This window comes from Pseudomonas svalbardensis (genome assembly GCF_030053115.1).
GTDB lineage: Bacteria > Pseudomonadota > Gammaproteobacteria > Pseudomonadales > Pseudomonadaceae > Aquipseudomonas > Aquipseudomonas svalbardensis.
Genome location: NZ_CP125619.1, coordinates 5,404,744 through 5,416,738 on the forward strand (window position 1 = coordinate 5,404,744; position 11,995 = coordinate 5,416,738).

General features: G+C 57.5%; 13 protein-coding genes. 5 read left to right on the top strand and 8 right to left on the bottom strand.

Features of this window, described 5'->3' with window-relative positions; genetic code table 11:
- Window positions 1–87: 87 nt before the first annotated feature.
- From cgtA to rplU, 3 genes are all read right to left on the bottom strand, one after another.
- Window positions 88–1,311: an Obg family GTPase CgtA gene (gene cgtA, locus QFX16_RS24960; protein WP_046048789.1), complete on the bottom strand. Its 1,224-nt coding sequence runs from the start codon at window positions 1,309–1,311 to the stop codon at window positions 88–90.
- A 195-nt stretch (window positions 1,312–1,506) separates the two neighbouring features.
- Window positions 1,507–1,782, bottom strand: a complete 276-nt coding sequence (gene rpmA, locus QFX16_RS24965; protein WP_003215862.1) for a 50S ribosomal protein L27 — start codon at window positions 1,780–1,782, stop codon at window positions 1,507–1,509.
- Between the two features lie 34 nt (window positions 1,783–1,816).
- The gene (rplU, locus tag QFX16_RS24970; protein WP_003176051.1) at window positions 1,817–2,131 is read right to left on the bottom strand and encodes a 50S ribosomal protein L21; all 315 of its coding nucleotides are present in this window, start codon (window positions 2,129–2,131) and stop codon (window positions 1,817–1,819) included.
- A gap of 240 nt (window positions 2,132–2,371) precedes the next feature.
- On the opposite strand from rplU, the gene QFX16_RS24975 reads away from it, so the two are divergent.
- The 3 genes from QFX16_RS24975 to QFX16_RS24985 all read left to right on the top strand — a co-directional run bounded on the left by QFX16_RS24975 (window position 2,372) and on the right by QFX16_RS24985 (window position 4,326).
- Entirely contained in the window at window positions 2,372–3,340 is a 969-nt protein-coding gene (locus QFX16_RS24975; protein WP_283181732.1) for a polyprenyl synthetase family protein, read from the top strand.
- Between the two features lie 181 nt (window positions 3,341–3,521).
- Window positions 3,522–3,863 carry a zinc ribbon domain-containing protein YjdM gene (locus QFX16_RS24980; protein WP_283181733.1) on the top strand — a complete coding sequence of 114 codons (342 nt, stop codon included), beginning with the start codon at window positions 3,522–3,524 and terminating at the stop codon, window positions 3,861–3,863.
- 205 nt (window positions 3,864–4,068) lie between these two features.
- Entirely contained in the window at window positions 4,069–4,326 is a 258-nt protein-coding gene (locus tag QFX16_RS24985) for a PA4570 family protein (protein WP_283181734.1), read from the top strand.
- A gap of 49 nt (window positions 4,327–4,375) precedes the next feature.
- Here QFX16_RS24985 and bamJ read toward each other — a convergent pair whose 3' ends face one another.
- The 3 genes from bamJ to QFX16_RS25000 form a co-directional block, all read right to left on the bottom strand.
- Window positions 4,376–4,993: a BamJ family beta-barrel-assembly machinery protein gene (bamJ, locus tag QFX16_RS24990; RefSeq protein ID WP_046048787.1), complete on the bottom strand. Its 618-nt coding sequence runs from the start codon at window positions 4,991–4,993 to the stop codon at window positions 4,376–4,378.
- A 121-nt stretch (window positions 4,994–5,114) separates the two neighbouring features.
- The gene (locus QFX16_RS24995) at window positions 5,115–5,414 is read right to left on the bottom strand and encodes a DUF6482 family protein (protein WP_283181735.1); all 300 of its coding nucleotides are present in this window, start codon (window positions 5,412–5,414) and stop codon (window positions 5,115–5,117) included.
- A gap of 133 nt (window positions 5,415–5,547) precedes the next feature.
- Complete coding sequence (locus tag QFX16_RS25000) at window positions 5,548–6,036, bottom strand: TIGR00645 family protein (protein ID WP_283181736.1); 489 nt, start codon at window positions 6,034–6,036, stop codon at window positions 5,548–5,550.
- Window positions 6,037–6,207: 171 nt separating this feature from the next.
- Between QFX16_RS25000 and QFX16_RS25005 the strand changes: the two genes are divergently transcribed.
- The gene (locus QFX16_RS25005) at window positions 6,208–8,037 is read left to right on the top strand and encodes a hypothetical protein (RefSeq protein ID WP_283181737.1); all 1,830 of its coding nucleotides are present in this window, start codon (window positions 6,208–6,210) and stop codon (window positions 8,035–8,037) included.
- A gap of 5 nt (window positions 8,038–8,042) precedes the next feature.
- Here QFX16_RS25005 and QFX16_RS25010 read toward each other — a convergent pair whose 3' ends face one another.
- Window positions 8,043–8,384: a PA4575 family protein gene (locus QFX16_RS25010; protein WP_046048783.1), complete on the bottom strand. Its 342-nt coding sequence runs from the start codon at window positions 8,382–8,384 to the stop codon at window positions 8,043–8,045.
- Window positions 8,385–8,702: 318 nt separating this feature from the next.
- Window positions 8,703–11,141, bottom strand: a complete 2,439-nt coding sequence (locus QFX16_RS25015) for a Lon protease family protein (protein WP_283181738.1) — start codon at window positions 11,139–11,141, stop codon at window positions 8,703–8,705.
- Between the two features lie 276 nt (window positions 11,142–11,417).
- Between QFX16_RS25015 and QFX16_RS25020 the strand changes: the two genes are divergently transcribed.
- Window positions 11,418–11,906 (top strand): DUF3015 domain-containing protein, encoded by a 489-nt coding sequence (locus QFX16_RS25020; RefSeq protein WP_017340868.1) that lies wholly within the window; start codon window positions 11,418–11,420, stop codon window positions 11,904–11,906.
- Window positions 11,907–11,995 lie beyond the last annotated feature (89 nt).

An 11,995-nucleotide genomic window follows, 5' to 3' on the forward strand; every position in this document is an offset into this window, starting at 1 on the left:
CGCTGCCCGTAACGTTATTCGTGACTACCGATTTCCAGATACTAAAACGCCGCTCGATTGAGCGGCGCTTAAGTTTACTGCAACGAATCAGTCACGCACGTAAATGATTTCCGGACCGTCTTCGTCATCCACATCTTCTTCGTCCCAATCATCGTCGCCGATGTCATGGACCGACTTCACGCCGCTACGGCGCAGAGCACGCTGGTCATCCAGGGCCTGCAACTGAGCACGGGCTTCGTCTTCGATGCGCTGATCGAGTTCGGCCAACTCTTCTTTGTAAACCGGGTCGTTAGCCAGGCGATCAGCACGATCTTCCATGTAACGCATGATGTCGTGGCAAAGACGCTCGGTGCCCAGCTTGGAGATGGCCGAGATCACGTAGACCGGACCGGTCCACTCCAGGCGATCAACGATTTCCTTGACGCGAGCATCATGCTCTTCTTCGAGGATCTGGTCGCACTTGTTCAGCACCAACCAACGATCACGCTCAGCCAGGGACGGGCTGAACTTGGTCAGCTCGCTGACGATCACTTCCGCAGCATCCGGGGCGCTGGCGTCATCGAGCGGCGCCATGTCCACGAGGTGCAGCAGCAGACGCGTACGCGACAAGTGCTTGAGGAAGCGAATCCCCAGGCCTGCGCCATCGGAAGCACCTTCGATCAGACCCGGAATGTCCGCGACCACGAAGCTTTTCCAGCGATCGACGCTGACCACACCCAGGTTCGGCACCAGCGTGGTGAACGGGTAGTCGGCGACTTTCGGCTTGGCGGCCGACACCGAACGAATGAAGGTACTTTTGCCAGCGTTCGGCAAGCCCAGCAGGCCGACGTCAGCCAACACCTTCATTTCCAGCTTCAGATCACGCGCCTCACCCGGTTTGCCCGGAGTCGTCTGACGCGGAGCACGGTTGGTACTGGACTTGAATCGGGTGTTACCCAGACCGTGCCAGCCGCCGTGAGCAACCAACAGACGCTGACCTGCTTTTGTCAGGTCGCCAATCACTTCCTGAGTAGCGGAGTCGATGACGGTAGTGCCGACCGGAACACGCAGTACCAGCTCTTCACCTTTCTTACCGGTGCAGTCGGTGCTGCCGCCGTTGGAACCGCGCTCGGCATCGAAGTGCCGGGTGTAACGATAGTCCACCAGGGTGTTGAGGTTTTCGTCGGCGATCATATAGACCGAGCCGCCATCACCACCGTCACCGCCGTTCGGGCCGCCGTTTTCAATGAATTTCTCGCGACGGAAGCTCATGCAACCGTTGCCGCCGTCACCGGCCTTTACTCGAATCGATACTTCATCAACAAACTTCATAACAAAACGCCTCTCGTCATACGGACGAGCCGAAAAACACTAAGACATAAGACTCTTGCAAAAATGAGCGTAGCGACCTCAAGCAACTACCGCAATTCCAGCTGCTTTCGCCCATCACAAACAGCTTTGCAAGAGACTCACCCCACAAACGAAAAAGCCCCGTCGCGAGACAGGGCTTTTCCAGCAACTACGTAATTATGCCGCGACGACTTCAGTCTTCGGGACAATGCTCACGTAACGGCGGTTGAAAGCGCCTTTTACTTCAAACTTGATCACGCCGTCGATTTTAGCGAACAGAGTGTGATCTTTACCCATGCCAACACCGTAACCGGCGTGGAATTGGGTGCCGCGCTGACGCACGATGATGTTGCCCGGAATGATAACCTGGCCGCCATACATCTTCACGCCAAGGCGTTTGGCTTCTGAGTCGCGACCGTTACGGGTACTACCACCAGCTTTTTTGTGTGCCATGAGTCAATTCTCCTAGTGAGGAATTAGGCTGAAATTAAGCCTGAATACCGGTGATTTTGATCTCGGTGTACCACTGGCGGTGGCCCATACGCTTCATGTGGTGCTTACGACGACGGAACTTGATGATGCGGACTTTATCGTGACGACCTTGGGAGATCACTTCAGCCACAACGGTAGCGCCAGCAACAACTGGAGCGCCGATGTTCACGTCATCGCCATTGGCGACCAACAGAACGCGATCAAAAGTAACGGATTCGCCGGTAGCGATTTCCAGTTTTTCGATCTTCAGGTATTCACCTGGGGCGACCTTGTATTGCTTGCCACCAGTAACAATTACTGCGTACGACATGGTATTTCTCCGATAATCCTGCTCACCCAGCTCTTTATAAGAAGAGGTATTGGCTGGCATGGCTGCATAAGGCTGGAAGGCCTGTTTGCAATTGCGTAAGGCAGGTGCTGCCCAGGAAGTTCAGGGTGCGCGATTGTACGCAAGCTGCCGGGACGTTGCAAGAGGCCGTCCATCGTACCTTGACACCCGCCGACGTGGGTCCTAGCATGCCGCGCAACCCTTCTGGAGCAACTGTCGCTGATGCAACCCCAAGCTTTCTACCGCGCGGTGGCGGACGATTTTAGCGCCGTCGACGGCATCATCAAGAAGCAACTGACTTCCCGAGTGCCGCTGGTATCGAAAATCGGCGATTACATTACCTCGGCTGGCGGTAAACGCCTGCGTCCATTATTAGTGTTGCTGTGTGGCAAGGCCCTGGGCCGCGAAGGCGATGACCTGCGCCTGCTGGCCGCGACCATCGAGTTCCTGCACACCGCGACCCTGCTGCATGACGACGTGGTCGACATGTCCGGCATGCGCCGGGGCCGCTCGACGGCCAACGCCATGTGGGGCAACGCCCCTAGCGTGCTGGTGGGCGACTTCCTGTATTCGCGGTCCTTCGAAATGATGGTCGAACTGGGCTCCATGCCGGTGATGAAAATCCTTTCGCAAGCCACGCGCATCATCGCCGAAGGCGAAGTGTTGCAGCTGTCCAAGGTTCGTGACGCCAGCACCACCGAAGAAACCTACATGGAAGTCATCCGCGGCAAGACCGCGATGCTCTTCGAAGCCTCGACACACAGTGCTGCAGCGCTCTGCGAAGCGACATCGGAACAGACAGAAGCCCTGCGTACATTCGGCGATCATCTGGGCGTGGCGTTCCAATTGGTCGACGACCTGCTGGACTACAAAGGCGACGCCGAAACCCTGGGCAAGAACGTCGGTGACGATCTGGCTGAAGGCAAACCGACCCTGCCGCTGATCTACACCATGCGCGAAGGCACGCCGGAGCAGGCTGCACTGGTGCGCAAGGCGATCCAGAAAGGCGGTATCGAAGACCTGGAAAGCATCCGCGAAGCCGTGGAAGCCTCCGGTTCGCTGGAGTACACCGCGCAACTGGCCCGTGACTATGTGGCCCGCGCGATCAAGTGCCTTGATGCGCTGCCTGCCAGCGAATACCGCGATGCGCTGGTCGAATTGAGCGAATTTGCGGTCGCCCGTACGCACTGATTCATCCCCATGTGGGAGCGGGCTTGCTCGCGAAGGCGGCGTAACAGTCGACATCAATGTTGAATGTTAGTCAGCCTTCGCGAGCAAGCCCGCTCCCACAGGTTTTTCAGCGTCTCACTTACCCCGCCTAAAACCCTATATAATGTGCGACTTTTAGCGATCCTGAATCCAAGGAGCTTTAGTGAGCACGTTGCCACCCTGCCCAAAATGCAATTCCGAATATACCTACGAAGACGGCGCCCAGCTGATCTGCCCTGAGTGCGCCCACGAGTGGTCCGCGAGCGGCGAAGCCGAAGCAGTGTCCGATGACACCGTGAAAAAGGATTCGGTCGGCAACGTCCTGCAGGACGGCGACACCATCACCGTGATCAAGGACCTCAAGGTCAAAGGCTCGTCGCTGGTGGTCAAGGTCGGTACCAAAGTCAAGAACATCCGCCTGTGCGATGGCGATCACGACATCGACTGCAAGATCGACGGCATCGGCCCGATGAAGCTCAAATCCGAGTTCGTCAGAAAAGTCTGAGCCTGCTGTATTCCATCCCGCGTCCTGCGTGGGATGGTGCTTCACCCTCCCCACTTCGCCCAACAATCCCTCGCAATAGCCAAACGCCAGCCGTTTTGACCTTACGCAACCTTTACCCTTAAAAAAACACAAACCGCCAATAGGTCCTTGCTATTTGATTAATAAGAATTATTCTCATTGAAAACCATCAATGGAGATGAGACCCATGACTTATTTGATCGACGCCTGGTTGGACCGCCCACACCCTTACCTCAGGATCCTGCATCGGGAAACCGGGGAAGTCTGTGCAGTGCTTGAAGAAGAAGCCTTGAACGAGCTGCAGGATCAGGGTGATCTGGACGTCAACGGCTTGAGTTCCAGCGAGCCGGTGGTGCTCAAGGAACTGGTGCGCAATCTGTTTCTGTTCTGCTATGCCCGGGCATTGCGCCCGACAAGCGAACTGCATCACAAGATCGAGGTATGAGAAACGCTGAAAAACCCTGTAGGGGCAGAGCTCCTACAGGGTTACGGTCTTACAGAACGTCGAGCAGTTCGACGTCGAATACCAGTACGCTGTGCGGCGGAATGCTGCCAACGCCTTGAGCGCCGTAAGCCAGTTCGCTCGGCACGTACAGACGCCATTTGCTGCCGGCGTTCATCAGTTGCAGGGCTTCGGTCCAGCCAGCGATCACGCCGCCAACCGGGAATTCTGCAGGCTGACCACGATCGTAGGAGCTGTCGAACACAGTGCCGTCGATCAGAGTGCCGTGGTAGTGAGTGCGCACTTGATCTTCACGGGTTGGCTTGGCGCCTTCACCTTGAGTCAGCACTTCGAATTGCAGGCCGGAAGCCAGGGTGGTGATGCCGTCACGCTTGGCGTTTTCAGCCAGGAATGCCAGGCCTTCGCCAGCAGCGGCTTCAGCTTTGGCAGCTGCTTCAGCTTGCATGATTTCGCGAATGACCTTGAAGCTCGCGGACATTTCTTCCTGACCCACACGGCTTTCCTTGCCGGCGAAAGCGTCGGTCAGACCTGCCAGGATCGCGTCCAGGCTAACGCCCGGTGGCGGGTTGTCGCGCAGTTGGTCGCCCAGCTGACGGCCAATACCGTAGCTGACGCGGGTTTCGTCGGTGGACAGATTTACTTCGGACATGACACTGCTCCGCTGTGCGGACGGCCCTGGAACTTGCCGTGCGTACACAGCGCGTCCCGGAGCGCCCGGAACCAAAAGGGCCAGCAGACTAGCACAGATGCCATTGCGTTGATGAGGGGCGTCAGTGCTGACACCCGATCGGGACCTTCAGACTCTCTTCGGTGCTGGCCCCCAGCCCGCACATTTCATCATGAACCGAGGTGTGCACAAGGTTGAATGGCAAGTTGGGGAAGGAATGAAGCACTTCACGCGCATGCTCCACCGATCGCAGATGAAACGTCTCGCCGTGGGCATCACTCAATGGATACGCCGCGCCATGCATCCGCGCCTCCAACAGGTAGATCCCGCCTTCCATCGAGATCAGGTTGAGTTCATCGACCTTCCCGGCGATGGCATAGGCATTCAACTCTTGCAGGTTCATGAACACACCTCACACAGTGGCGAGCCAAGATCCTTACAGGCATAGGCCTCGGCGCCTCAAAGTACAAGCCACAAACGACACCGCCCGTCTGTTTCGCAACAGACGGGCGGTTGGGTATAGCGATAAAAAGCGATCAGTGCTTGGTCAGCTTATCCAGATAACCCATGGCAAACGCCGAAATCACGAAGGTCATGTGGATGATCACGTACCACTTCAAGTGCTCGGGATCGAGGTTCTGGGCGTCCATGAAAACCCGCAGCAGGTGAATGGACGAAATGGCCACGATGGAAGCGGCCACCTTCATCTTCAATGAAGAGGAATCCATGGTGCCCAGCCAGTTGAGCTTCTCCTTGTCGTCGTCGATGTCCAGTTGGGAAACGAAGTTCTCGTAACCGGAAATCATCACCATCACCAGCAAACCGCCTACCAGCGCCATGTCTATCAGTGACAGCAGCACCAGAATCAGATCCGACTCGGCCATCGAGAACACGTTAGGGATGACGTGGAAGACTTCCTGGAAGAATTTCAGCGCCAAGGCCAGTAACCCAAGGGACAGACCGAAGTAGATCGGTGCCAGCAGCCAACGCGAGGCGTACATTGCATTTTCGATAAAGCGTTCCATTGACTCTCACACATTGGACTGGACATGGCCGCGAGTATAACAGCCGCCTGTCTATACCCAGAAGCAGCCAGAAACCGTCGGAAAATCCGCAACCTGCGCGTGTGTGACAAGGTTTTTCTGCTAGTGTCCAACGCATTGACAGCTCAGCGACATCGGACAGGAAGACGGGAAATGGATGTGCGATTGCCTTTAACGAGCGCCGGCATTTGCCTGGCTTTGCTGATGAGCGCCTGCTCACCCAGCGATGAGAAGCGCCAGGTCAGCCTCGAGGAAAAGACTGCGCAGTTCGAGAAGTCTCTGGATGCGATTCAGGATCCGAAACTCAAGGATGCCGTGGCTGAACTTGGCGGCTCACTGTTGTTGCTCGAGCGTGCGCAACTCAAGCTCGACAGCAAACCGGTGGAAACAGAGTATGGCGAAGACGCCCTCGCCGTCCTCAAGCACTATCCGACGCCCCAAGCCTTGGTCGACACGTACATCAACGGTCTGTTCGTGCTGCACAAGGACTCCAGTTCCGACTACCTGACCGACCTGCAACCGGTGTTCCCCTTCAACTTCAACATTCCGGCCGCGTTTCTCTTTCCCCATAGCGTTGAATGGCAATCGGTGACTTTGAGCAACAAACGCGTCATCCCGTTTCAGCCGGAATGGTCAGAAACCGATCCCGGTATTCAACTGAGCCCATCGAGCTCAAACCTGACCAACCCCGACGACCTGACGGTGTCCTACCCCTTCATCGATGGGCTGGATGCCGAAAACAAGAACCAGCCACAACCGGTGAGCCTGCAAGGCAAGGTGGAAGTGATCGCGCCGCGCCGGCTCTACAGCTTCGACCTGACGAAAAAAGATGTCGGCCAGACTCGCACCAACGACAACCTTAGCGTCACCCTGCTGAACCTTGCAAACAACTACGCCGAAATCGAATTCAACAACAGCGCGCCACAGGCCCCCGAGGTCGGCGAAACACCGCTGAACCCGCTGATCGTCCAGGCCAAGGACAGCACCGGGCAATTTCTCTCGCGCTCAGGCTCGATCAACGAAACCAGCGCACAAATTGCCTTCTATCAAAAACAGCTGGCGAAAATGCAACAGCAGAAAGCCTGGAGCGAGAGTTTCGAAAGACAGTTCGAGGAAGAGCAGCGCGCCTTTGAGAAGCAGCAGAGCCACCATTATTCGAAGGTGTACTTCAACGGGCCGATCGAAACGCTTGAGGTCAGCGTACTGGACTTTTCAACCGCCACGGTGACCCGCAAGGACTTGAACCTGCCGGTACTTCGCTTCGACCCACACACCACGCAAAAGACCATCCAGCCACTGACGCTGCCGGTGGTGGTGTACGACGACCAGGCCCCGATCTGGCTCAAGGGTGCCACGCTTGGCGAGGAACAACTGAAAAAGACTGTCAGCATCAGTCAGTCGGTCGAAGATCCCAGCGCCGCGCGTATCGAGTTCGATCACCCCAAAAGCTTCAATGATGAGCTGCTCGGCACCTCCTTCAGCCCCGGCGAAAGCCCGGTCAGTTTCTTTACCGAGGACGGTAACGGCAAACGCGATGAGCCGATCGAATTGCCGCCAGAGGCTTACCAGGTCGATCCCCTGCGCGGCACCATCACCTACGACTTGAACCTGTTTCCAGAAACTCCGGCTTACGCGGTGGGCTCCATGCCGCTGTTTCTCGCCACCATCGAAAAGAAAACCATCGACGCCCACCAGTTGCCCAAAGGGCTGGTACTCCAAGGCAATGCGCTGGTGGTCGATCTGAAGCAGTTTCCCGCCCAGGACTGGCGTTTCTTCGCCAAGGACGACAGCGGCAATTATCTGAAGGAGATTCTTTCGGTCAGCCATGATGCGAGCGCGGAAGGCCCGGCATTATTGAGGGTGCATTATTTCTACGGGCAACCAACCCGTCTGGAAACCTATCAACGAACCGATCTCTCCACCGTGCAATATGGCTTCGAGGTCAAACTCGACAAGGCGGACACGTCCAACCTTGCTCAATAGCCTGTTCAGTGCTCGGGCCGAAACTCGAAACCTCCAGGGTTGCGGCAGCGGCCACCATTGATTTCCCGCAGCTGAGCTTGCAGGTGCAGGCACCAGATTTGCGGATCATCGGCCAGCTCATAGCCGTGCAGGGTGAGACTTTCAACGATGGTGTCGAGGATCGACTCAGCCACAAAGGGGCCATGAAACGGGCCTTGGGCTTTGATGGCAGAAGGTTGTTCGCCGGCCATTCCAGCGGCGAAGAGTAAGGTCCACATGCCCGTATCCCCCGCCAATGGGCGGATGGCACACTCGATACGGGTCACAAGGCCCAGGCATTGACGGGTGAGGCAGAGGTTGCGCGACATGGCGGCGACCCTCGGTAGATCCGGTATTCAGCCCCCACGGGAGGGCTGTCTCGATCCAGTGATTACTGTCGATATCCTTGACCTGAGAATAGAGGAAAAGTCTGACTAGCACGTCAAGTGAGACCAGAAGGCGCCGAATGGTCATTGTGTGAATATTGACGCCAGACTGATGGCACTTTTTTGAGTACGACGCCGATAGACATGTGGGAGCGGGCTTGCTCGCGAATGCGGTGGGTCAGCCAACATATCTGTTGAATGAAAACCGTATTCGCGAGCAAGCCCGCTCCCACAGGGGGTTGAGGTGATCTCAGGTTTGTGTCAGGCCGGTTTGGCCTCGACCAGTGCTTCCTGCGCAGCTTCTTTCTCGGCTTCCTTGAGGTCTTCTTCGCTGATCATTTCTGCGATGACCCGCAAGCGTTCCACCACCCGCGCGTTAACGCTGCCTTCAGGGAACTGGCCATCGGCGTCCGGCGCACCGGCCGGTTCGCCGACCAACAGGCTAAGGGCTTCATCAGCCTGGCGCACGGCGTAGACGTGGAACTGCCCCGCGCGCACCGCCGTCAGCACTTTCTCGTCGAGCATCAACGTGGCAACGTTGGCGTGGGGAATGATTGCGCCCTGCTCACCGGTCAACCCGCGGGCTTCGCAGAGTCGGAAGAATCCTTCGATCTTCTCGTTGACCCCGCCCACCGCCTGCACTTCACCAAACTGGTTGATCGAGCCGGTGATCGCAAAACACTGCTTGAGCGGGGTTTTCGACAGGGCGGAAATCAAGGTGCAAGCCTCGCCCAACGATGCGCTATCACCATCGACGTAACCGTAGGACTGCTCCAGGGCGATACTCGCGGAAATCGCCAGCGGGAATTCCTGGGCGTAACGGCTGCCCAGATACCCCGTGAGGATCATCACGCCTTTGGAGTGAATGGGCTGACCGAGGTTGACCTCGCGCTCGATGTCGACGATGCCGCTACCGCCCGGATAGACCGTGGCGGAAATCCGCGCCGGCACACCGAATGCCGAATCGCCAACCTCCAGTACTGTCAGCCCGTTGCATTTGCCCACCGCCGCGCCGTCCGTGTCGATCAGGATGATCCCGGCCAGCATGTCATCGAGAATCCGCGCCGAGACGCGCCCGGTACGCGTGGCCTTGGCCTTGAGCGCACGTTCGATGTGCCCGGCGTCGGTCATTTCATCACCGGCCAGTTGGCGAATGAAATCCGCCTCGCTGACCAGCTGGAACAGATCACCGATCCGCGCCGACAAACGCCCCTGGTGCTCAGCCAGGCGAGCACTGTAAGTTGCCAGACGCGCCACCGCATCAGCGGTCAGCGGCGCCATGCCTTCTTCGGAGGTGCGGGTTTTGAGCAACTGGGCGAACTGCTCCAGGCTTTCGTCGACCATCGGGATGTCTTCGTCGAAGTCCACCAGGACGCGGAACAACTCCTGGAAGTCCGGATCGAGGTCCTGCAGCGTGTAGTAGAGCTGTCGGGCGCCAATGATGACGACTTTGACCTGCAACGGAATGTGTTGCGGAGCAAGGGTCACGGTGGCGAAACGGCCCATCTCGCCCAGCGGCGATTCCATTTTCAATTTGCGCGATTGCAGCGCGCGTTTGAGCGCATCCCACACGAATGGCTCGCTAAGCATTTTTTCCGCTTCAAGAATCAAGAAGCCGCCATTGGCGCGGTGCAGCGCACCCGGACGCAACTGTCGATACGTGGTGTAGAGCGCGCCCTGATCGGTGGTGTACTCGATGCGGCCGAACAAGTTTTCGTAAGTCGGGTGCGGCTCAAAGACCACTGGCGCACCGCCGCTGAACGGATGACCGACCACCAGGCTCGGCGCGTATTGCTCTTCCAGCAGCTTGCGGGCGATGGCGTCAGTCTTGCTGTCGTCCACCAGTTGCTCGACCACGGTTTTGAGCAGATACACCTGCATGGCTTGCAGGTAACCGCAGACCGCCGCGTTTTCTGCATACTTCTCCGACAACGGAGAAAGCAAAGGCTGCAAGGCCAGAGTGATGGTTTCTTCGTTGAGCTGGCGCAGTTGATTGCTCGACTCACGCTTCCACTGCGGCAGGCTGGCGAGCTCTTCGTTCAGCCGCTCTTCCAGCCACGAAATGTCGTCGTGAAAACGCTCTCGATCGGCTTCCGGCAACTGGGCAAATTCGGCTTCGTCCACGGCTTTGCCTTCACTCATCGGGGTGAAGGCGATATTGCTGCTGTCGCGGTACAGCGCAACGTCCTTCTCCAGCGCCAGGCGCTCGATCACATCCAGCGCGCGGTCATAGCGTTGATTGAAGGCGCGGTCGATGGCGCTCTTCTTCTGCTGGTAGGACGGGTGCTCGAACACGGCCGGAAAAGTCGCCAGCAGGTTGTCGATCAAGCCGTTGATGTCATCAATAAAGGCGCCGGCGGTGCCCGACGGCAACTCCAGTGCGCGAGGTTCGCGAGGATCATCGAAATTGTTGACGTAGACCCAGTCCGCCGGGGTTTGCAGGCGTTTGCCTTCGGCTTTCAGGTAGCGTTTGACGAACGAGAACCGGCCAGTGCCGGGCTCACCCATGACGAAGACGTTGTAACCGGGGCGTGGCATGGCCACACCGAACTGCAAGGCTTCGACCGCACGTTCCTGGCCAAGCACACCGCGGAAGGGCTCCAAATCATTAGTGGTAGAGAAGCTGAACTGTTCAGCGGAAAACGGACGGGTCAGCGCGTCGGGCGCTAAACGCAAGCTGGCAGCTACAGGATCAGGCATCGGGCTTCCTTACATCAGGCGGGGCAGATAGCGGCATTCTGGCGCTGCCCATACCTCACTTGCAAGGCGCGCCTCTAGCCAAAGCATAGACAAAGCAGCATCCCCAAGCGGGCCGGGTCTAAATCAATGTTTTCAACGAATGTTATGCAAAAAATAACGGAACCTCAGGAACGTGCCTAAACTCCAAACTGCGCGGCTGGAACAATAACCGGCCCACTGGCGCCAGATCGGGCCAGACCCCTTGTCCATTGGTATGCACATAAAGAGAACAAAGCTATGAAACGGATTCTTCTCGGTACTCTCTTCACCGCTGTATCCCTCAATGCCATGGCTCAGGCGCCAGGCGGCCCGGATTGCGGTTGGGGCAACATGCTGTTCGAAGGTCAGCGTGGCACCCCGGCTCACTTCCTGGCATCCACCACCAACGGCACTTCCGGCAACGCAACGTTCGGTATGACCTCTGGTACCAACGGTTGCTCGACCAATGCGTCGCTGACCTATGGCGGCAAATCCTGGATTGCCATGAATGGCATGATGAACGAGCTGTCTGAAGACATGGCTAAAGGTCAGGGCGAAGCGCTGACCACTTACGCCGTGGTACTGGGCGTGGCGCCGGAAGACCGTGCGCATTTCGCCGCCGTCACTCATGAGCACTTCCAGCAGATCTTCAGCAAGGCTGACGTGACCGCTGACGACGTGCATACCAACACCCTGGCCGTTCTGAAGAGCGATCCTCGTCTGGCCAAGTACGCTACTCAAGCTTAAGCTCGACCCGCCCGCTCCTTTCGGGGAGCGGGTTTTATTTTTTGGACCTGTCCCTTTTTGGGTCTTTGTTTCTTTCGACTTAAGTTGCC

Coding starts and splice junctions, on each gene's coding strand:
- cgtA (WP_046048789.1), bottom strand. CDS start 1,311: ATGAAGTTTGTTGATGAAGTATCGATTCGAGTAAAGGCCGGTGACGGC.
- rpmA (WP_003215862.1), bottom strand. CDS start 1,782: ATGGCACACAAAAAAGCTGGTGGTAGTACCCGTAACGGTCGCGACTCA.
- rplU (WP_003176051.1), bottom strand. CDS start 2,131: ATGTCGTACGCAGTAATTGTTACTGGTGGCAAGCAATACAAGGTCGCC.
- QFX16_RS24975 (WP_283181732.1), top strand. CDS start 2,372: ATGCAACCCCAAGCTTTCTACCGCGCGGTGGCGGACGATTTTAGCGCC.
- QFX16_RS24985 (WP_283181734.1), top strand. CDS start 4,069: ATGACTTATTTGATCGACGCCTGGTTGGACCGCCCACACCCTTACCTC.
- bamJ (WP_046048787.1), bottom strand. CDS start 4,993: ATGTCCGAAGTAAATCTGTCCACCGACGAAACCCGCGTCAGCTACGGT.
- QFX16_RS24995 (WP_283181735.1), bottom strand. CDS start 5,414: ATGAACCTGCAAGAGTTGAATGCCTATGCCATCGCCGGGAAGGTCGAT.
- QFX16_RS25000 (WP_283181736.1), bottom strand. CDS start 6,036: ATGGAACGCTTTATCGAAAATGCAATGTACGCCTCGCGTTGGCTGCTG.
- QFX16_RS25005 (WP_283181737.1), top strand. CDS start 6,208: ATGGATGTGCGATTGCCTTTAACGAGCGCCGGCATTTGCCTGGCTTTG.
- QFX16_RS25010 (WP_046048783.1), bottom strand. CDS start 8,384: ATGTCGCGCAACCTCTGCCTCACCCGTCAATGCCTGGGCCTTGTGACC.
- QFX16_RS25015 (WP_283181738.1), bottom strand. CDS start 11,141: ATGCCTGATCCTGTAGCTGCCAGCTTGCGTTTAGCGCCCGACGCGCTG.
- QFX16_RS25020 (WP_017340868.1), top strand. CDS start 11,418: ATGAAACGGATTCTTCTCGGTACTCTCTTCACCGCTGTATCCCTCAAT.